Annotated in this window: 10 protein-coding genes and 1 tRNA gene; 5 read left to right on the top strand and 6 right to left on the bottom strand. The window is 38.5% G+C overall.

Annotated elements, in window-relative coordinates; translation table 11 throughout:
• Window positions 1-356: 356 nt before the first annotated feature.
• Window positions 357-2,663, bottom strand: a complete 2,307-nt coding sequence (locus tag H6G92_RS19550; RefSeq protein ID WP_190895269.1) for an IMS domain-containing protein — start codon at window positions 2,661-2,663, stop codon at window positions 357-359.
• Window positions 2,664-3,430: 767 nt separating this feature from the next.
• Between H6G92_RS19550 and pdhA the strand changes: the two genes are divergently transcribed.
• The 3 genes from pdhA to H6G92_RS19535 all read left to right on the top strand — a co-directional run bounded on the left by pdhA (window position 3,431) and on the right by H6G92_RS19535 (window position 5,567).
• Window positions 3,431-4,465, top strand: coding sequence for a pyruvate dehydrogenase (acetyl-transferring) E1 component subunit alpha (pdhA, locus tag H6G92_RS19545; protein WP_069072716.1), 1,035 nt, complete (start codon window positions 3,431-3,433; stop codon window positions 4,463-4,465).
• A 102-nt stretch (window positions 4,466-4,567) separates the two neighbouring features.
• Complete coding sequence (locus H6G92_RS19540) at window positions 4,568-5,437, top strand: aldose epimerase family protein (protein ID WP_190895268.1); 870 nt, start codon at window positions 4,568-4,570, stop codon at window positions 5,435-5,437.
• Between the two features lie 58 nt (window positions 5,438-5,495).
• A tRNA-Lys gene (locus H6G92_RS19535) sits at window positions 5,496-5,567 on the top strand.
• A 32-nt stretch (window positions 5,568-5,599) separates the two neighbouring features.
• Here H6G92_RS19535 and H6G92_RS19530 read toward each other — a convergent pair.
• The 5 genes from H6G92_RS19530 to H6G92_RS19510 form a co-directional block, all read right to left on the bottom strand.
• Window positions 5,600-11,449, bottom strand: coding sequence for an AAA family ATPase (locus H6G92_RS19530; RefSeq protein WP_190895267.1), 5,850 nt, complete (start codon window positions 11,447-11,449; stop codon window positions 5,600-5,602).
• 80 nt (window positions 11,450-11,529) lie between these two features.
• The gene (locus tag H6G92_RS19525; RefSeq protein ID WP_242059229.1) at window positions 11,530-12,579 is read right to left on the bottom strand and encodes a hypothetical protein; all 1,050 of its coding nucleotides are present in this window, start codon (window positions 12,577-12,579) and stop codon (window positions 11,530-11,532) included.
• A 44-nt stretch (window positions 12,580-12,623) separates the two neighbouring features.
• On the bottom strand, window positions 12,624-13,709 hold the full coding sequence (locus H6G92_RS19520) for an amidohydrolase family protein (RefSeq protein WP_190895266.1): 1,086 nt from the start codon (window positions 13,707-13,709) through the stop codon (window positions 12,624-12,626).
• 190 nt (window positions 13,710-13,899) lie between these two features.
• Entirely contained in the window at window positions 13,900-16,206 is a 2,307-nt protein-coding gene (locus tag H6G92_RS19515; protein WP_190895265.1) for a TOMM precursor leader peptide-binding protein, read from the bottom strand.
• Between the two features lie 224 nt (window positions 16,207-16,430).
• Window positions 16,431-17,813 carry an AAA-like domain-containing protein gene (locus H6G92_RS19510; RefSeq protein WP_190895264.1) on the bottom strand — a complete coding sequence of 461 codons (1,383 nt, stop codon included), beginning with the start codon at window positions 17,811-17,813 and terminating at the stop codon, window positions 16,431-16,433.
• Window positions 17,814-18,933: 1,120 nt separating this feature from the next.
• Here H6G92_RS19510 and H6G92_RS19505 point away from each other — a divergent pair.
• Both H6G92_RS19505 and H6G92_RS19500 read left to right on the top strand, forming a co-directional pair.
• The gene (locus H6G92_RS19505) at window positions 18,934-19,842 is read left to right on the top strand and encodes an RNA polymerase sigma factor (protein WP_190895263.1); all 909 of its coding nucleotides are present in this window, start codon (window positions 18,934-18,936) and stop codon (window positions 19,840-19,842) included.
• On the top strand, window positions 19,782-21,380 hold the full coding sequence (locus H6G92_RS19500) for a tetratricopeptide repeat protein (protein WP_242059227.1): 1,599 nt from the start codon (window positions 19,782-19,784) through the stop codon (window positions 21,378-21,380). Before H6G92_RS19505 ends, H6G92_RS19500 begins: the two co-directional genes overlap by 61 nt.
• Window positions 21,381-21,399 lie beyond the last annotated feature (19 nt).

Here is a 21,399-nt window from a genome sequence, read left to right as displayed (position 1 = left end):
ATAAGACTGAATGATAGATTATACATGCGATAATTTAGACTGAATGATAGATTATACAGATAACATCCTAAAAGCTACTTAACACATAAATAAAATAAAATTTTCAGTTATAAAAATAAATTTTTAGTGTGCTTCGTCCCATCCCCCTCTAGCCGATGCGATGGTAGCTGTTGTTACTATTAGTTAGTAGTCTGTCAAGGAATATTTGACAAGTACATTCTTTGTAGAGACGGCGATTTATCGCGTCTCTCTAACGTGTCAGCCTTTTAAACGCGATTTATCGCGTCTCTACAAGTTACATTTAGCCCACCTTTGAAGTAAAGCTTTGTCGCAGATCATTGTCTAAAAATTCCAATTTATCTGATTATCTGATTCACAACAGATGTACTCTGAATACGCCATTTACCTCGTTCTCGAATCAAATCATACCGAACTCGCAAATTATCATTAGAAGAGTTTTTAAACTGACCATTTTCATATAACTGGGTCGCTTCTCTAACCGTAGCTTCCACTGCGGCACGATCTGCAAATAAATCAATTCTCTCTACAGATTCGACCTTCAGGCTATGCTCATACTTGCGGTAGCGATTGTCTAACCTATTCTGTTGAGCAATCAGCCTCCATTGAGATAAAGCTGAACCAGTTAAAATTTGCTCTAAATTATTAATTTCATGATTCGGCCCTAAAGCTGCGGCTTTGGTAGATAACCAAGTCCGAATAACTTCCTCTGCCGTTGCACTTGTTAAAGGGCCTTCTGCTGATTGTGGGTTATTATTTGGATCGGGAATAGGTATTGGTGGTTGATTTATTTGTATAAACAACTCTGAACCACGCACATCTTTTGTAGGAAAAAACAGATTTTTTAACCATCCAAAAGTTGTTGTGGCTAACACCCAGAAAACTAATATACTCACCAAAGAAATAAACACTCTCCACACCAGCCGTGTTTTTCCTTCTATGGTGTTCGCAAAAGTTCGCCGCCGCCGAGGACGACGAGAATGAGGACGATTGTCTGGTAAACGTTCTCGGCTAGCAGATGGAGTAGGTTTTCTCCGCCTACGCTTTTGGTTATGACCGGGTGCAGCACTTTTAGCTGAACCGTTCAAATGCTGATTAGTGCCTCTGCTCATCCGTTCGGCAGTAGGAACCTCTGATTTTACACTCCCAGATGAATTCCACATGGGTAGTGAGAAGTTTGAATATTCGGGTGTTTCTTTTGTTGGTGTTTCTGGTAAATCTGGGTCAGGGGTTCTGCTGTGATTAAATTGCGCTGAAGTTTTAGTTGAATTGTTGTGAAAATGGGGCTTATTTGTTTGGGTCTGGGGAAAATATTGGGGGTTAATTACAGCCCATTCATTAGTTGTTTCTGCATCAGTTGGCAGTGCTTCTAAATAAGCTTGCACCTGTTGATTAGCAAAGTAATCTTTTAGGAAAGCTTGTTGGTTTGCTAAATCTCGAAAATGGGGAAATACTTCGTGTTGCAACCACTGTTCTGCATAGAGACACAACCCCGGTAACAAATCTGGAGAGTCTTGAGATTTTTCCCGAATAAAAGCTAAAGCTTCGTATTCCTGACTAAGTTCTAAAACACGAGTTGCTTCTTCAGTTTGTCCTAAAAGTAACGCACATAGAGACTGTTCTAAATGTACATCTTGGCGTTTGCCCAGACGCATGAGCATTTGTCTTGCTTGACGAATTAAAGCAGGTTGTCGTTGAGCAAATCCCCGCGCTATCAAAGCATAAACAGCTAAATAAGTTGCAACAGCAGAATTGCGTTTGCTTTGGGCTTCAAATAACTTGTGCTGCTCTGCGACTGTTAAGTGGTTGCGTAACTGCTGGATAAACCGCAGAAAGTCATCTATGTTTAAACCAGAGTCATCATTGTTCGTGCCATCAATCCCGCCACGATCTTCTAAGAGGTTTTGTAATAATTCCAAACCTTGCTGTCGTTCGGCAGTTTTTTCTTGAGGTAGTGCCAGCAACTCCAAAATTCGATATGGTCGCAACTTGTAAAGATCAGCCTGAATTTCTGCCTGTACACTAGAAAACAAGCCTTCGCGTACTAGCAGTTCTTGACCAGTTTCTAGGGATATGGCGGCATTTTCATAGTGACCTTGCTGCCACTGTTCCCGACCTAATTCTAGACAAGCAAGGGCAACAGTCAGAACAACATCTGGATGTTCAGCGCTTTCATAAATTTCTTCGTCTGCTAGATTATTGCCCTTTCTTGCACTTGTAGCACTATTTTTATTTACTAGGTACGGACGGCCTAGTTTCAATACAAGTTCGTATTCTCCCAACTCTTGCAAAATCAACAAAGCGCCAACTAATTCGTCTTGGCTAATTTCGATGCCCAGACTCTGGGTGTCAATACCCCTTTTGGTGCTTTCTGGACGATTTTCCAGTGCTACTGCGGCAGCAGCAAGGTTATCTGGGTCATAGGCGTGGGCAAGATAGAGATGATCGTAGGTACTGCGTTGTTTTGGATCTGATAAAACCACGTAAGCTTCTTCTATGAGTTGTTTACGAGAAGAAATTGCTGCCTGAGAATACTCACGTCGGGGCAATTGTACAATGCGATCGCTGTATGCCTGTCGCAATTGTTCATCACTTGCCGCTAACGGTAGTCCTAAAATTCGGTAGTAATCTAGCGGAATTCGCACAGCCTACTTCCCCTGCACCGTGATCAACATAATTCACCTAGAGCTTTCCAGGCCTGTAAAACCGTGCCATAAAAATGCCGTGTAGAATTTACTCTACAAGTGTATATTGCAACAACTTGTTTTGTAACTTCCCGAAATTTTGAGTCACATTCTAGTACTAATTTTTTGCTTTCGCCTAGAAAGCCTCAATTTTTTGTCTTAATTCTTAGTATTTATGTTTAACACAACTATTATCAGCCTTCGATAGCACAAACCACAACTACCGCTTTTAATCACGGCATAATTGTTGTGGTTGCAAGAATCTATTGATGATTGATTTTTTCGGCACTTTCCCACTAGGAGGTTACTAAAATACCACTATTGGGAGTTGACCCTGATAACCGGAGAACGAAATCATATCATAATTAACCTTTAATTACAATTACCTATTTGGGTATATAGATTTTTGCGCCCTTTTTTTTAAATTGTTAATGGATATGCAGAAAGCAGTCTATCTTGATTGCTAGTCTATGAAGGGGAATAGTGAGAGAGAAAACCCAAAGCGACAAGTCTATTGTCGTTAGAGTCAAATCCTCACAGGGCATGGGCTGAAAAGTTAAAAATCAAAAATTAAAAATTCAGCTATTCCCTCAGACCCTTTTTTGGTGCATAAATAAAGTTTGATTGTTGAGTCTTGCAAACGCTAGCCTGTTAAAAGCTGAGGCGTTATCAGACCAACTTATTTAAGACCGTAACTTTAAGTTGTACAACAGGGATACTCAAAAATAATGGTTCAAGAGCGTACTTTACCCACTTTTAATCCTGCTACTACGCACATTACCAAGGAAGAAGGGTTACGGTTGTATGAGGATATGGTGTTAGGGCGCTTGTTTGAAGACAAGTGCGCTGAAATGTACTACAGAGGCAAAATGTTTGGTTTTGTCCATTTGTACAATGGTCAAGAAGCCGTTTGCAGTGGTGTTGTGCAGTCAATGCGACCGGGTGAAGATTACGTTTGTAGTACTTACCGCGACCACGTTCATGCCTTGAGTGCGGGAGTACCAGCAAGAGAGGTAATGGCAGAATTATTTGGCAAAGCCACAGGTTGCAGCAAAGGGCGCGGTGGTTCCATGCACATGTTTTCTGCGGAACATCGCTTGTTGGGTGGCTATGCTTTTGTGGCTGAGGGAATTCCTGTAGCGGCTGGAGCGGCTTTTCAAAGCAAATACCGCCGCGAAGTGTTGGGAGATAAAAATGCTGACCAAGTTACAGCTTGCTTTTTTGGCGACGGTGCAGCTAACAACGGTCAGTTTTTCGAGACGCTAAATATGGCAGCCCTATGGAAACTACCAATTCTTTTTGTAGTCGAAAATAATAAGTGGGCCATTGGTATGTCTCACGAACGAGCCACTTCCCAGCCAGAGATTTATAAAAAAGCCAGTGTATTTAACATGGTGGGCGTGGAAGTAGATGGTATGGATGTACTAGCAGTCCGAGCCGTGGCCCAAGAAGCTGTAGCCCGTGCTCGTGCAGGTGAAGGGCCAACATTAATTGAGGCGCTTACCTACCGCTTCCGGGGTCACTCCTTGGCTGACCCAGATGAAATGCGAAGCAAAGCTGAGAAAGAATTTTGGTTCGCTCGTGACCCAATTAAGAAGTTGGCAGCTTATTTGGTGGAGCAAAATCTGGCGGATGAGGGAGAAATCAAAGCAATTGATCGTAAAATTCAGGATGTAATCGACGAAGCGGTTAAATTCGCCGAAAGCAGCCCTGAACCAGACCCCAGCGAGTTATATCGTTTCGTGTTTGCAGAAGACGAGTAACAAAGTTAGGAGTTAGGAGTTAGGAGTTAGAAGTTAGGAATTGTTAACTTGTAACTTACAACTTCTAACTCCTAACTATCCCTATACCCAGGACTAAAATTTGTGTTTAGCATTGCAGTTCAACAGCAACAGTACAAGACCTATATTCTTTCTGACGAAGGCGCTGGTTCTCAATTGGAAGTGGTACCCGAACGCGGTGGTATCATCACCCGTTGGCGCATTCAAGGGCAAGAAATTTTCTACCTGGATACTGAACGCTTTACTCATCCTGATTTAAGTGTCAGAGGCGGGAATCCAATTTTGTTTCCTATTTGTGGCAATCTACCAGATAATACTTACACTCACAACGGGCAACAATATACTCTCAAGCAACACGGTTTTGCCCGTGAATTGCCGTGGAAAGCAACAGAACAAAAAACTGAAGATAAAGCTAGTCTCACTGTCGTTCTTGATAGCAATGAGCAAACTAAGGCAGTTTATCCTTTTGATTTTCAGCTGGTTTTCACATACGAACTTCAAGGTAATACCCTAGAAGTTCGCCAGCAGTATAAAAACTTGTCATCCACACCAATGCCTTTTTCGGCTGGTTTCCATCCCTACTTTTTGTGTGGTGATAAAACTCAGTTAGAGCTTGAAATTCCCTCTAAGCAGTATCAAGACAATCAAACTAAGGAAATTCACTCTTTTGACGGCAATTTTGACTTTAGCCGTGATGAAATTGATTTTGCCTTTGGACAGTTAACGAGTCAATCGGCCACTGCGACAGATCGCAGCCGTAAGTTACAACTCACTTTGGATTATGATGATTTCTCTACCTGGCTGGTATTTTGGACAGTTAAAGGCAAAGAATTCTACTGTCTAGAACCTTGGAGTGCCACCCGTAACTCTTTGAATACTGGTGATAACCTGACTGTGTTAGCACCAGGAGCTAGCCATACAGCATCTATAAGGTTGACTGCTAATTTTTTCTAAACCCCTTTACAAATCAGGTGTATATGCTATGATGGCAAAGTTGCGAAATGCAACGAAAGGGTCGCTAACTCAACGGTAGAGTACTCGGCTTTTAACCGATTAGTTCCGGGTTCGAATCCCGGGCGACCCATACAGTTAATATAGGTCTTTGATTGAGCATTACTAAGAGATATGCCGAGCAATCCAATTTTGATCGAATATCAATTTGTAAATACGGTTATGGACTTTCAAAGAACCTTGTTGTTTAATAATTAGCCCTGATAATATCAATTCTTTTTCTTCTGGACTATCAACGGAGAGTATTTCTTTTTGGTGTAAAATTTGTCGATAAAGCTCTAGAACTTTGTTAATTTGTAGATGGCTATTGAGAATGCGATCGCGAATAGTTTTTAAATGCTCCGGCTCATCTTGGGATTCCCAATGATTAATGACATTTGTCCGCACCAAATCTTCAATCCATTCGGCTTCAATGTTTGCAGGAATCACAGATGAAGAGTTACGGATGAGCTGACAGAGCTTTTGAGTTAGAAAAGGTTGGCCATTTGTCCAGTATAATACTTCTCTAATTACTTTGCGAACTGCGATCGGTTCGCTAACTTTCTCTTTCAATCCTTCACCTAAAGGATAGACTTCATCTTCTTTAAAACCCTCTAGTTGAATTGACTGACCAATATTAAACGGTGTTCTCTTGTAATCTGAGATTAAATCTGAAGGAGTTGCTACGCCAAAGAAAGCAAAAGTTAAACGCCGATATTCTAGGTTGATGCTACGCTGATTATAACAAAATCGCATCAAAGCAAAAAAATCATTAACAGAAAAATTTAAGCCCAAGATGCTATCAATTTCATCGACAAAAATATAAATTTTTTCACTCTGAAGTTGCTTTAGTAAAATATTCTCAATAAATTGACTCAACCTCTGGGTGGGTGATAAATCTTTGTACTCATTCCACCAAACTGGAAGATTTACCTTATCTAACAAATCAAAATTCTGCCATAATTCCACTGCTAATCCCAAGTACCATTGAGCAGGGGTTATGTTGTCACTACCAATCCTAGTTAAATCAATTGCCGTACAACTAAATCCTTCTTGTTGAAGATAATGCATCATGCGTACCATTAGGCTTGACTTACCCATCTGTCGTGCATTTAGTATGTAACAAAACTCACTATGCCTCAGTGCCTTATAAAGGTGACGGTCTGCGGAACGCACTACATATGTGGGAGCATCCATTGGCAAACTCCCCCCAATTTGATAGTCATAGGTTGAGAGTTGTTCTGAACTCTTAAGTAAATCGTTTTCAAATCTGAGTTTTTCTTGAGTAATTTTGAGTTTTTCTAGTGTTTGTAAAAGTTCTTGATTTCGCTCTTCAACTTTTTGTTCTAAAGTGCGGTTGTAATCTTCTAATTGTTCATATAAACGGGAGTTTTCGATTGAGATAGCAGCTTGAGCAGAAAGAATTTTTAAGACTTCGACTCTATCTGGAGTAAATGCACCTGTGGTCAGGTTATTTTCTAAATATAAAATGCCGCTCAGTTTGCCTTGATTAATCAGGGGAGTACAAAGAATAGATTTGGGTTGAGTACTAATGATGTAAGGGTCACGGGTAAATTGTCCCTCATGGGCGGCATCGTTGAGAACTATATTTTCCTGGGTGTGGGCAACATAGTTGATGATGGAGGCGGAGAGCAGTGGAGTCTGGGTGGACGGATCTACAGAGTCTACTGAAATAGATTGTAGTATGGTAATGTCATCTGAATCCACTGCTGCGATCGCCTCAATAACCCAGTTATCATCCTTTCTCGGTTCTGTTTGAGAATGCAGAAGTAAAAAGCCTTTTTGAGCACCTGCATTCTCAATCATAATTTTCATTAACTTTGCCAGCAACTTGCTTAAAATAATTTCTCCAGCTAGGGCTTGAGATGCTTTAATAACTGTTGTTAAGTCGAGGATTTTTCCATCATTTCCAGTAGTAGAGATACTTGTGGTAAGACTTTTAGTATTTGCTTGGTTAGTAATTCCTATAAAATGTTGTGGATATTCATCTTCTAATTGCTTGACTTTGGCTTTAGCTCCCCAGTGAGTGTAACAATGGTGGGCATTTATCAGATATAATTGACCAATTTCTTGTCTACCAAGTTCGAAATAAAATTCTGCTGCTCGTTCGTAAGCTAGAGCTTCTTCTTGGATAAATTCATATTTTTTAGCTCCTTGAATAGCCAGTTCATAAAAGTATTCTGCTTGCCAATATTTTCTGAAAACTCGTGCTTTTTCAGCTGCGACTAAATGGTATTTGTGTTGAAAATTTTCCGGGCAGTGGTTAGCCCATCTTTTCATATTCTCTTGATTTTTATCTACTTGGTTAATTAATTTTTTTTGCTGCTTTACATCGCAATTATTATAATAAGCAAGATAAGAAAGAGACGAATATAAATTATGCTGGGGAGCTGTTAAAAACGCGCTAGAGGCTTTTATGTATTTCTCTGCATTAATTCCGTTAGCACAAGCATAATTATAATTTTTAAAAAAATAAAAATAGATTGTCTTGGCCAAATAGACAAAGAATATTAACCATTCATTTGAATTGTTTTGAATCCAAGCGTGTAAAGATTCTTCCTCTTCTTCTTTAGAGTTGCCAATTATCAAGCCATAATCATTGTTAAATGTTAAAAAATTAAGTGCTATTTTATGAAATATTTCTATACAATATATACAAAAAAGAATTTTTGTTTTTTTGATAAATCCAGAATATTTTTGATAATCTTTATCAACCTCTTGCAAACTGTGTCCGCATAAAAACTTAATGAAGCAATAATCTATGGCTGCATAAGAGGCACACTCATTCTCTCCTGTATCTATACCTGTCTTAAATCCATGTATTAATTTGTTTTGTACAGCTGTATTTCGGAGATACTCTTTCCAGTGCCAGATAGTTCCGTAATATATCTGTAAAACATGAGCTTCTAATTTGGGAATGTTAAAATTTTCTAGTAGCTTGAGAGCCAGTTTACCAAATTTATTTCCATAGTTAATTTCTCCTTTTATGCTACACAAAAGCATTCCATAAGTACTATATATATAACCTGCTTGAAGCGGATTTCCATATTTTATACAGAGATTAACTTGGGTTAATATAATTTCAACAGCTAAAGGAAAATTTATTGTAAGTGTAGCTGAACTAACTTGCTGTAGTATTAGTGTTACTGCTATTCTAGTCTGGTCACTCATTACAGGTAAGTTAGCTAAATCCTCAATATCTTCAATATTTTTTTCTTGTAAAAATGATTTAATAAAGTCTTGCTGTTGTTCAATTTTCTTTTGGATGTTACTGGTTTTTATAGAAATATTTATATCAAATTCTAGTAAAGTCTTTAGGGCAGTATCTATTGCCTTATGGGGGTTAAGTGTCGTGAAATAGTATACTATCCTTAGTTGGTTAATCTTGGCTTTATCTATGAGATTTTCGGTTTTTTTTAGAAGTGTTGCAGCTAGTTGTTCAAATTGCTCAAATTTAGTGGTTAAGTAAAGTAGCTCTAAGGTTTCTATATGCAATTCCCATGTCAATTTATACTGATAATCCCAGCTATTGGATGCTAAGAGACTTAATCCAGTTTCTAAATATTTGAGAGCATGTTCATAAGCTGTAGATGTCTTGGACTTTTTTGCTGCTTCAAGATTCAATTTAGCTAGCTCATCTATCTCTAATTTTTCAGTTAGTAATTCTGCTCCTTCGTTGAGTTGATTGACAATATTAAAAATATTTTCTTCTAACTCATTGTCGTGAGTGTTTTTCAATAACAGACGACCTATTTGCAGATGAACCGCTTTTCTATCTTCTTCTTGAATTAGAATATAAGCAGCTTGCTGAACTCGGTCATGCAAAAATTTATAGGGAATAGATTCAGGATATTTGGGGACGAAAGCAGAGGAGATTTCAGAAGTATCACTTGACATTTCCTCCTGACTCCATATTAAAGGCACTTTATACTCATTATTTAAGGGAATAATCAATCCTTCGTTAAGTGCTGGTTGTAGTTCTTGAGAGGTAACTGTTTGAGATTTTCTATTGACAACGGAAAGGATTTCTAAATTAAATTTGTTTCCTATACAGGCAGCTAATTTTAAAACATTCTGGGTGGCTTCATCCAGTTTTTCAATCTTCCTGGTCATTAACTCAACCACATTATCAGTTATTCCTAGTTTTTGAATTTGTTCAATATCCCATTGCCAAAACTTCCCTTTACTTTGCTCCTTAGTAAGGGGAAATTCAGGGGTATTAAATACTAGTAGCTTTTCTTTGTATAATGTTTGGAGTAATTGGGTTATAAAAAAAGAATTGCCACCAGTTTTTTGACTCACTAACTCTGCTAGAGGTTTTGAATTTTCTATTGAGCAATTTAGGGTATCAGCAATTAATTGGTTAACATGGTTTATTGCCAAAGGTTGAAGCCTTATTTGACTGACTGTAGCTTCTGCTTTTTTAATTTGCTCTAAGGTGTGAATTAAAGAGTGGGTAGGGCTGACTTCATTATCTCGGTATGTCCCTATTATCAATAAATACTGACTGTCAGGATTGGTGATTAATCGCTCAATTAAATTTAAAGATGATAAATCTGCCCACTGTAAATCATCTAGGAAGATAACTAAAGGATGTTCTTTTTGGGTAAAAATGCTAATAAATCTTTCAAAGAATAAGTTAAACCGATTTTGAGCTTCAGTTGCTGCTAGTTGTTCAACAGGTAACTGTTTACCGATAATCTTTTCCAAATCAGGAATTACATCGATAATGGTTTGACCATTATTTCCCAAAGCTTCTAAAATTGTCTGTTTCCAAGTTTGTAGGGTTATTTCAGATTCACTCAGGAGTTGACGTATTAAATCACCAAAAGCTTGTGTGATTGCTGCGTAAGGAATATCACGCTGCAACTGGTCAAATTTGCCATGAATGAAATATCCTCGTCGGTGTGTAATAGGTTTGTGAATTTCATTGACCAAGGCAGATTTGCCAATGCCTGAATAACCTGAAACTAGTATTATCTCAGTAGTACCTTGGCTAACTCGGTCAAAGGTGGTTAATAGTTGAGTGATTTCCTGTTCACGACCATAAAGTTTTTGGGGAATATGAAACTTATCAGAAATATCTTGGCTTCCTAAAGAAAACTGAGAAATTTGCCCCAGAGTCTTTAATTGTTCAAGACAGGTTTCTAAATCTGCTTTGATTCCCCAAGCACTTTGGTATCGTTCTTCTGGGATTTTATCTAACAGTTTGATGATGATATTAGATACTGTTAAGGGGATAGAGGGGATTAGTTCATGAGGTGGTTTCGGATGTTGAGCGATATGACAATGGACTAATTCCATTGGGTCATTGCTTACAAAGGGAAGTTGATGGGTCAAGACTTCATAGAAGGTGACACCAAGAGAATAAAAATCACTACGGTAATCTATACCTCGGTTCATTCTACCAGTTTGCTCTGGGGCGATGTAAGCTAAGGTTCCTTCTAATTGATTGATGTTGCAAATCGTCTGATTTTCTTGGGATAAACGGGTAGAAATTCCAAAGTCAATAATTTTGACTTGTCCAGTTTCTGGGTTATAGACAATGTTGGCAGGGTTAATGTCTTTGTGAATAATATTAGCGGTGTGAATAGCTGCTAAACTTTCAGTAGTCTTGATGGCAATGGTGATAAATTCTTCTAATTTAAATTTATACTTGGATATTAACAGGTTTAAAGATTGACCTCCAAAGTCTTCCAGCAGCATTACTAAACTATTCTTATATCGCTGTAATTCGTGGGCTTTGATAATGCCATCTCCGTTTAAAGAAAGAGTGATTTCATATTCTTGTTTATATCGGGTTAGTTCTGAAGAAGATGGGTAATTCTCTTTGAGAATTTTCAGAATAATCGGTTGGTTATTTGACCGAAAAAAACCTCGATAAACTAACGAATTAGCACTTTCATATATTTTTTCAGAAATTTGGTATTTTATTATATTTGCTGCGTTAGACATAAAAAGTATTTATAGTTATTTACCGAGAGCATCCTATATCTGTACAAGATTGTAATTTTAGTTAGGATGCTCTAATTTTTCTAACAGGTACTAAGCGGTAGATAGGGATAGGGAGGCGAAAAATATTGTACATCTACTAAATACTTTCCGTCTTGTTTATAATAAAATGGAAGTTCTCCACCTTCATCTTCAGCCTCAGCCCATTTTTTAATGTCCTCACAAGGTAGATTTCGTTCAGAAGGTATTGGAGGATAGGGAACAATAGCTTTACTAGAAACAGAATACTTTCCTGGAACTACTTGGAGTTCTTTTATATCACCTTTAAACCTATTCCAATCTACTTCCAGTTCATATCTCAAAGTTATATCACCTGTACTCAAAATGGGTTGAGAAATTTGGTGATAGTATGTTTGATTCTCTTTGTTAACCTGATAATATGCCTGTCCTGCCATCAAGAGGCTTAAACTAATTCCTTGCCAACCCTTACTATTAGGCAAAATCAAAAACCTTGCTTTTTTACTCGGTTTCGTATTACTATGTAGTGGATTATACATTTTCAAATTATCTGATTCAATATGCTCAGGAAAAGATATCTGATCAAAAAAGAAAATTTCTCTGGCTATGAGACCGTCTAATATATCAGAGTCAATATCATGCCATTGGCCATTAACAAAGTTATTCCAGGGGTGATTTTTTTCCTTTGCTTGTAAATACATGTACCAAGTTTTAGCAATTAGCTGGGATATTTTGCGGGTTTGCAATAGAGTTTGGATTGGGCCATAAAAATTATTGAGTTCAATGGAGGGATGTGGAGATCCTGGTTGAAGTAAAACATCTTTAAAACCTGGTGCTAAAACCGCTCCAGGTGAGGGTAAATATGAGCCTATATTATTAGCCGATTCAGAAGGGTTATGTCGGGGATACGCTTTTAGCTTATCTTGGCTTTTGTGGTCAATTAGATATTTTTTAAACTCTTCTCTTTTTTTCGCTACTATTGTTGCTTTTATATATTGCCCTTCAATTTTGTCGGGAGGAGGAGTAACTAATAAAATCTGATAATAGGTGTCGTCGTCATACCACTGTTCTGATTCTAGTGGGTCCATAAAGCTTAGTTTTTTTTGATTGTTCATAATGATATGTCCTCTTATTCAGTGTTAAGAAAGTTAGTAAGTTGTCAAGCCAAACTATAAAAATTGTTAGGATTATCCCAAACAATCTTTTGCACTATTTCTTGAGATAACTGTGGCTCAAGCTCTAGAACTGTTTTCACAATGTTCGGCTGATGATCCATGTGGGGGTAATCAGAGCCGAAGATTAAGTTATCAGCACCAATGTATTCGATAATTTGAGGTAAGTAAGGTTCAGTAGGTGCGATCGCAATAAAGCACTGACGGCGAAAATACTCTGAGGGCTTCATTTTGACATTATCTTTAACCTCCCAATATAAGTTTTCGTACTCTTCATCTAGTCGCCATAGCCAGTAAGGTAACCAACCACAACCAGACTCTAGAAAACCTACTTTCAAACGGGGATGACGCTCTAAAACACCCCCTTCAATCAGGGCTAAAAGTGCCATCATCTGTTCCATCGGATGAGAGCAGGCGTGGAGAGCAAAACGAGTATTAAAACGCTCTGCTCCTGTGGTTGCTAACCGACTATGAGTTCCTTCATGAATTCCCACCGCTATTCCCATCTCTTCGCATTCTGTCCAAAATGGCTCATAAGCGGGGTCACTCAGTATTCTTCCTTTAACTGGGTTGGGGCGTAATAACACAGCCTTCCAGCCAAACTCAGCTATGTGATGTAATTCTCTCACCATCTCTTCAGGTGCATGAATATTAATAGCTCCTACGCCTTTTAACTTATCTGGAGCATAGCTGCAAAATTCTTCATATAACCAGGTGTTGTAAGCACGAGTAAAAGCTCCCATTACTTCTGGTGTCATATCGTCAATAGCCCAAAGCCATAACCCATAGGTTGGATAAATGAATGCGATATCAACCCCCATCTGTATCATTGCTTGGACATGAGACTCAGCATCGTACCCCTTGAAATAAGCATTGGGGTGAGCTTGCATCATTTGCTTATTTCCTTGGTGGCGAACTTGCTCTGAAATCTTCTCAACAATGTCTTCTCCTTTAATTTTCATATCTGCGGAAGGAGCAAAGTGCTTAAATTTTGGTTCTAAAAACTTAGCCCACAAAGATCGAGGCTCAATAACATGGGAATCAGCATCAATAATTTGATATCCATTTAACATAATTCGTAATTCGTAATTTAAAAACAGCCATTCACGAGAAAATATTACAACCAATAACTATTGTATGAATAATGTTTTTGTCTCATGCATTCGCCTTTAGATGTTCACTTATAGTAGACGAATAATTATAATGACAAAGTAATATACCTTGCTCCCTATTTGGAAGCTAAAATTTTCATAACTAAAACATTCACATCCACATGGGAAAAGGATTAATTTGATTTTCTGTTAATGGCTCTTTCAACCATCCCATTTTCACAGGAACATCATATAATCTTCCTGAACCTAAACGCTTCCACATGTGGCGCATTCCTGGAACTATCACTTTAGCTACTCTAAGTCCAACATCGGGACGAGTCTGATCTAAAACGAGCATTTCTAGACCGTTTTTCTCAACAAGTTGTTGACAGAGTTTGATATCTTCTAGCAAATCATCGCGGGCAATTTGGGGATAATCTGCATAGACTTTGGCAGGAATTTTGTCATCGGGAATCAGATAAGCTTGATTGACTAAAGTTGCAGTTTTCCACCAATCTATTGCTAGGCGATCGCCAGATGCAGGATATTGAGTACTACCATCATCTTTTGCGTATAAAAGGTTAGGCAGAATTTGGTTAACTTCAGTCAAAGCTCTACTCAGAGCAATTTTGGCATCAAAATGAGTTCCATAGCCTAATATAATATCTTCTACTTCCCGATTCATTCTGCGAGTAATGGCGGCAAATGTGGGAATATTAAAATCACTGGTCAGATCCAACACCCATAGTTCTCGCTCAACACTCTGGTAATACTGTTTTAGTCTTATAAAATAGGGTTCATTAAAACTGTCTAAATCCACCTGGGGTTTCTGGAGGCGATTATACCACCACAAAGCCACACAATCCCGTTCTACTAATTCCATAAATCCTTGGAGAATAGCTTCTTCAAGGGTATTACCTGCTGCACAACCATTGGAGTCTGCCCAACAATCAGGTTGCTGAGATGAAGGATAGCCATAATAACAATAAGCAGTTGGCAGATATTTAAATTCTTCGTGAGTTAACGACCAAACTGGTGTCCAGTCAATTTCTCTTTCCACATCAAAAGGTTCTGGAACTTTTTGAAACCAACCTTTACATTGAGTATTCCATTGTTCTCGCATCTGGTATTGTTGTTGGCTAAAATTCATACAAACATTGGGATGAATCGCTTTGTCTTTCAGTTGGTAATAACTGGCATTTTTTTTGATTTCATCTCCCTGAAAAACTCCAGAATATCGCTCAATGGCTTCACAAAAGCCACTTGCTTTAGCCTGGTTATCAGTTCTACCTTTTCCTGAACTTCTACCTCCAATATTTTGGCGGAGGCTAGTTAAATCATCAAAAATACTCAGAAAGTGGTGCTTGGCAACATAAGTATGGGTTAATTGATTTTCTGGTATCTTGCTCAGTTCTCGAACAATACCCGTAATCGGACTAATAAGATGTTGATATTTTCTCAGCGTTTCTTGGGGTGAACAAGAACGGTGTCCACCATCTGCGGTAAATGTTTTTTTGCAGTGTTCTAAAACAACGGGTAAGGGTTTGCTTATCAAACCATTGGATATTTCCCCACAGCTAGGACATTGAGGACGCTTAACTACTTTATGGTCTTGAGTTTGTAAAGTGAGGGTATCATAGGTCAATAAAGTCTCTTCTAGACGTTTATTTTCTCCTTGAACAATCCACTTGAATAACTCTGTGGCTGCTATTCCTAAAGCGGTTTGCACTGTAGATGCTAGGAAGCCTAAAGGTGGGGATAAAGGAGTAGAAATGTTTTTATGTCTTTGAATAAATGCTTGAACTGGTTTATTATCTCGTAAGCGGCGGGCTAGACATTCCCAACAAGCGGTTTTGTTACCTTGAAATAGAGGGCCTATCCAAACGATTGTTCCCAAGGGATTGACTAACATCCAGGGAGATTGGGACTGTAACGCTTGTTGATTGAATTCATCTAGATTTGGGTGGAGATAATCATCAGTTAAAACTACTGTGAAATCTCCTTCATCGGCTACTTGAATTTGAAGTGATTTGAGAATGGCAATAAAATCTTCAGCGTGAAGGGAACCGCAGGTTTTTACTGCTACTTTATTTGATTGTAATCTTCGATGAGCTTCGCTAGGTTTGATATTAAGATGATTGCAGAAGATAGCTAAGTGCGATCGCACTTCCTCATCTTGTTCCAAAATATAGCCCTGTCTTTCCATTTCAAATAGAGCATGTTGGGCTTTTATACTGGTATCAAGAATATTTTGAAAAAAGGAATTATGGTCTGGAAATAATTTTTCGTCTGGCAGTAGTTCTAATTGAATTATGTCGATAATTTCGTCAATATTGTGATGACCATCGATTAAAGATGCTAAACAATAAAAGATGCGATCGCTAAACCAAACTGCATCTCTTTCAGATAATAAAAATACCCAATCTGGTTGGATCGTTTCAAGGGAGTAACAATGTTTGAAAACTGGTATATTCAGCATCTTATTTACTATTGCATTGAATCCATTTCAATAAATATAACTAAAACAATCAGAGTTTATTTTTAACTAAAAACTTTACTTTAAAAACGAGTGATTGCAGCCATTTTTCTAAATTTTAAATTCATTGTTTTTAGACATATTATTTCTTGAAAAAATTATCTTGAAACTAGACAGAATAATCTCAATAGAAATCAAATCCGAAACAGAATAAATTACCTGAAATATTAGTTCACCCTCACTATCTGCCTTTTTTCATCTAAGGATGCTGGTTGAAAGTATTGCCGATATAGTTGAGAACTAGGTATTGCTTTATTGTTATCTAACTTAATCAGTCCCATACTGTTTAACTTGTAAGCAATAATGGGTTCTAATGGCACAGGTTCACTAGCATTCATCACATTGTAAAGAGCGATCGCTAATTTTGGCTGTTCTTGCAACATTGTCAAATGACGCTGCAAATGATGAGCATAAATTCCAGTGGATGTAGGAGCAGTTTCCAGTAGTTGCGCTAAAGTTATCTTCTTACAACTGAGGTAATAGATCGCTATGTGTATTAGTCCTGGATGTCCCCCAACTAATGCCATCAATTGCTTTGCTTCCTCGCCATCAGACCACTTCAGATCGTAACGTTGAGCTAATTGCTGCACCTGCTCTAAATTAAAGTCAGGTAACTGAATTGGTAACCCAATATTGAAAGGTGACTGCTGAAGTTGTAAAGGAACATAAATTTCCGTTGAATGCACCACCACTAAGCGTAGCTTTTGCCAGATTTTGCATCTTTTAGCTTCTTCAAACCACGAACGCAACAGGGGAAAAAAATCTTTTGCTACTTCCGGATGCTCAAAAATATAGTTCACCTCATCTAATGCTAAAACCAGAGGAGTATCAATTTGCTTTAGTACATAGTTTCGTAAATAGAAAGTACAACTCAGTTTGCTACCGAAATCTTTATTCCAAAATTCGTCTAGTTTTTGCTCCATCTGAAGCTGTTGAGTGATATTGGCACATAGCCAACGCAAAAATAGATTTGGATCGCTTAAAATTGTCTGGTCAACTTGCTCAAGGTTCAAGCTAACTGTACGGTAGCCCATACGCTCCGCATAATCTAAAATCCTCACCATTAAAGAACTTTTTCCCATTTCCCTCGGAGCTTTAATCCGCACTAATGCTCCTTGTTTTGTAATTTCTGCATAAACAGATTTCTGAATATTAGGATGTTCAATATAAAAGGGTGAGTTAAGAGAGACTGAAGCACTGGGGTAACAAGGAGATGTATTTTGTTCAATACCTAGATTGAAATCTCCAAAGTTTAATTTCAGCGACTTGACATCTGATGTAGCTTGTACTGCTGTATAAGATTCCAGCACCACTCGACAATTTTTTTTTGTAACGCGCTTGCCGAAAACCAAAGAGAGTTTTTGGTACAATCGCGGAGCAACAACATTGGTAATGTAGCCGCAGCTATATTTTTCTTCTTGAGCTATTTCCTCATAGGTTTTGTCCTGCCAGATCCCCTGTAAAACTAGAATTTCCGTAGAATGGAGCGGATTATCTGGGACTTCCACCAACTTGCGATTAATAATATCAAGGATCAAATCTATTGTCATAAAAGCTTCAAGATAACTTTCTTTTTTGAAAAGCAGGCAGAATTGGAGATTAGGAAATGGAAAAGAGAGATTTTCGAGTATATCTCAATTTTGTCGGTATAGGGTAATCTACAAACTTAAGTTGTTGCTTTTCGGATTTTTTCCTAGATATTTTTATCAAGTTGAGATACTCCCGATTTTCATGCTCTCTTTGTGGGCAATTGCCCGTGAATATCTATTTTAAAAAGAAAAAAAAGCTTACCCACAAACGATAATTTGAGCGTTGACGATAAGTTCTCAAGCTAATAAACACTGTTATTTTGTAATAATTCAGAACTCAGGAGTCAGAATTTGTAAGGAGTTTTGTATGGTTACTATATTTATTTATCATAGGTTCTCCTAATTCTTTAACTATTCTGGCTTCTAAATTTTATGCGCGTTTTTTTACAGGCTACTTCTTAGTAGCTCTGAGTTCATAAAAATGGGTGATGAAAAAACCAGAGTTTGCAAAACCATCAAAATGAGCTTTTTCCCATAAATATCGTGAATTTTGCGAAATTAATAATAGATTACAGTTTTTTTAGCACTCATAATTTTTAAAATATTTAAATTAACGAATAACTTAGAATTTTTTAATAATTTTTTTGATAAAAAAATGCGTAAGCTTTAGTTGCAAAGACTTTGAACCATTTCTTAGGAATAAGGTTGATTACCAATATCAGTTATAAATCTTGACATAACCAGGCTTTTAAAATTCAGGGTTATTTTATCTATGGTATAAAAACCTATAAGTACTTGGATATCTAAGGATAGACGGCTATTAGTTTATGCTGATCATGTCTGTTTTTTTTAGAAACAGTCTACAGAGGGCGATCGCTCAAAATGATGTATTCAGAAATGTATGAATAAGGGCGAGTGGAAAAATTCAATATGAGGTTTAGCAAAAATATATGAAATCTATATGAGATTTATAGGTTTCATTTTCTGAAATGAACGACTAAATTAAAAAAAGTTAACCCTAAAGAGTATCTATTAAATAAATCTTTGGATCTGACTGGATTCTAACTAGAATTCAAACTTGCCAATATTCAAGAGAATCTATCTTTAACAAAGATTATAGAATACAAGCTGAATTTAACCTATGATAAATCGTTCTAACAGCCTCCAACTTAATGATGCAGGCTTAGATATGCCTGATGCATCGATTAACCATAGCATTGCTTCCACAAATATTTTGCATAATGTATTGGAAGAGACAATTCAATTGAGACAAACGGCTCAATGCGATGTCTACGAGGGACTACGCCTACGCACAGACTTTTGGCTGTTATGGCAGCAATATCGAGATTATCATTACAGTCGCTGCCTCCAGTGGATGGGTGGCGATCGCAATGATGCCGAAGACTCTCTTAGTTTAGCAATGCTGAAAGCTTGGAAGAAATGGCCAGACTATGCCGGGAAAATGACCAATCCTAAAGCTTGGTTGACCCGACTTATTCATAATCTGTGCATGGATATACATCGAAAACGCAAGCGAAGCGAGCAAAGCATTGAAAACATTGAAGACATTAAATTTGCAGATGGTGTAGAAGTCACTTCCAGCATCGAATCACCTGAATTAGACATTTCCCGTCGTGAGATGAGGGCATACCTCTACCAAACCATAGAGGCCTTGCCTCCCAGACTACGCGATCCTTTTATCCTACGCTACTGCAAAGATAAGCCTTACAAAGATATTGCTAACCAACTAGTCCTCTCCGAAGAGAACGTTTACAAACGAGTTCAACAGGCACGAACCATTCTGCGAAAGCAGTTGAACAAGTATCTAGCGGGCGAAGATGACACTTCTTTGGATTATCGACAACCCCGCAAATGGGTGATTTCGCCGGTAGAAGAGTCTAAACGCGATGAAACAATCATATCTGAATGGGAAGCGGCGATCGCAACCCAAAGCATTGTGGAGCAAATCAATTACAAACTAACTGCTATATGTCTAACAACCTTGCCACATTCTTGGTACAGTTCTCCCAACCCTCTGGCGTGGAGATGAATGTTCACCTAGTTTTAGATGAAAAGCCGACTAGACAAGACCAGAAATTAAAAACTTTAACTAAGTACGTGCAGAAGTATCCCCAAGGATGGAAGAAACGGTTGGAATTGGCTCAACTACTATACGAAATGGGAAATTGGCAGCAGGCGGTTGAGGAATATCGCCAACTGATCGAGCGACAGCCTCAATTGATTGATGTGCGCCTACAGCTAGGGAAAATCTTGCAGATGATGGGACGAGAGGCAGAAGCAATAGAGGTTTATGAGAATGCCTTGCCCTTGTCGCGCAATGAAGCGACTCGGCAGCATATAAATGGATTGATTGAAGTTTGTAAAAGTCACACTGAGGCAGCAATAAAGGCTTTCGAGATCGCAACTTCCTTAGAACCCGATAAAGTAGTTCACTGGCTGGCTTTGGGACAGGTGCAGATGGCGAGAGAGAATAGTATTGCAGCTTTGCAAGCTTTTGATGTGGTCTTGTCACTCGACCCAGACGATCTTGTTGCCTTGATTCACAGCTATGACGCACTGATAGCGGTAGGGGACTTTCAGGCAGCTAGACAGAAATTGAGCAGAGTTATAGAGTTAGCACCTGATGATTTGCGGGTACTCCAGCGACAGTTGGATGAGCGTTATCGGATGAGATTGGTATTAGGTGAGTCCGGCAAAGAAACTAAAAAAATTATTGGCTCTGCTCTGCAACAGGCTCCAAATGCGTCTGAATTCAACAAATTGCTGGCATATTATCACATTTTCCGAGGAGATTGGGCGCAAGGGGTAGGAGTGTTGGCAGAGTTTACTGAGAAACACCCCAATAATCCTAGTGGTTGGTATTACTATGGACGATGCTTGTTTGACACAGCCCAAAATCAAGCAGCAGCTGAGGCAATTCTCAAAGCTTATTATCTTTATCCAAATGATTGTGAAATCTATCGGGCATTGTGTGAGATTTTGCCTGCTGCGGGGAAATTGGAGGAGTTAAAACCGATATTGGAAGAGATGCTTGAGCGTTTTCCTGAACATTGGAGTGTTTGGGTAACGGCGGGCCGGGTACTAGTGGAAAATTTTAACGAGATTGAGCGGGGGTGTAGTGTTTCTATGCAGGCGACACAACTTCAGCCCCACTTACCCGATCCTTGGTTTCGTCACGGGCGAGTGTTGGCATTGGCTCTTAAACACATAGAGGCGCTAGAGGCGTTAGTGCAAGGATGGCAGTTCTTTCTAGAAAAAGGGGGTTATCTGCAATCTTTGCCTGGGTTGGTTTGGCTGGGAGAGAGTTATCAAGTGCTAGGAAACGATCAGACTAGTCGGCGGTATTGGCAAGAAGCTTGTTTGCAAGCTCAAGAATTGATGGAGTTCGACCCCGCTAGTGCTTATTACTGGCAAGGGAGAGCATTAGAGGGATTGGAGGATGAGTTGGGTGCTATCAAGGCTTATCAACATGCTTTGAGTCAGCAATTGCTTTACCCTAGCCACGGGGAGGTTAAAAAGGCGCTCAAACGGTTACAAACCATGTTGCGAAATGGTTCTCTTACTTGAGGCTTGAATCTAGTTAGGA

Source organism: Nostoc foliaceum FACHB-393, from assembly GCF_014698505.1.
Taxonomy (GTDB): Bacteria; Cyanobacteriota; Cyanobacteriia; order Cyanobacteriales; family Nostocaceae; genus Nostoc; species Nostoc foliaceum_A.
Note: the sequence above shows the minus strand (reverse complement) of the source record. Positions and strands in the feature narration are given on the sequence as shown.

Bases quoted from the DNA above. Each gene is read 5' to 3' on its own strand.
- pdhA (WP_069072716.1), top strand. From the start codon at position 3,431: ATGGTTCAAGAGCGTACTTTACCCACTTTTAATCCTGCTACTACGCAC.
- H6G92_RS19530 (WP_190895267.1), bottom strand. From the start codon at position 11,449: ATGTCTAACGCAGCAAATATAATAAAATACCAAATTTCTGAAAAAATA.
- H6G92_RS19525 (WP_242059229.1), bottom strand. From the start codon at position 12,579: ATGAACAATCAAAAAAAACTAAGCTTTATGGACCCACTAGAATCAGAA.
- H6G92_RS19520 (WP_190895266.1), bottom strand. From the start codon at position 13,709: ATGTTAAATGGATATCAAATTATTGATGCTGATTCCCATGTTATTGAG.
- H6G92_RS19515 (WP_190895265.1), bottom strand. From the start codon at position 16,206: ATGCTGAATATACCAGTTTTCAAACATTGTTACTCCCTTGAAACGATC.
- H6G92_RS19510 (WP_190895264.1), bottom strand. From the start codon at position 17,813: ATGACAATAGATTTGATCCTTGATATTATTAATCGCAAGTTGGTGGAA.
- H6G92_RS19505 (WP_190895263.1), top strand. From the start codon at position 18,934: ATGATAAATCGTTCTAACAGCCTCCAACTTAATGATGCAGGCTTAGAT.
- H6G92_RS19500 (WP_242059227.1), top strand. From the start codon at position 19,782: ATGTCTAACAACCTTGCCACATTCTTGGTACAGTTCTCCCAACCCTCT.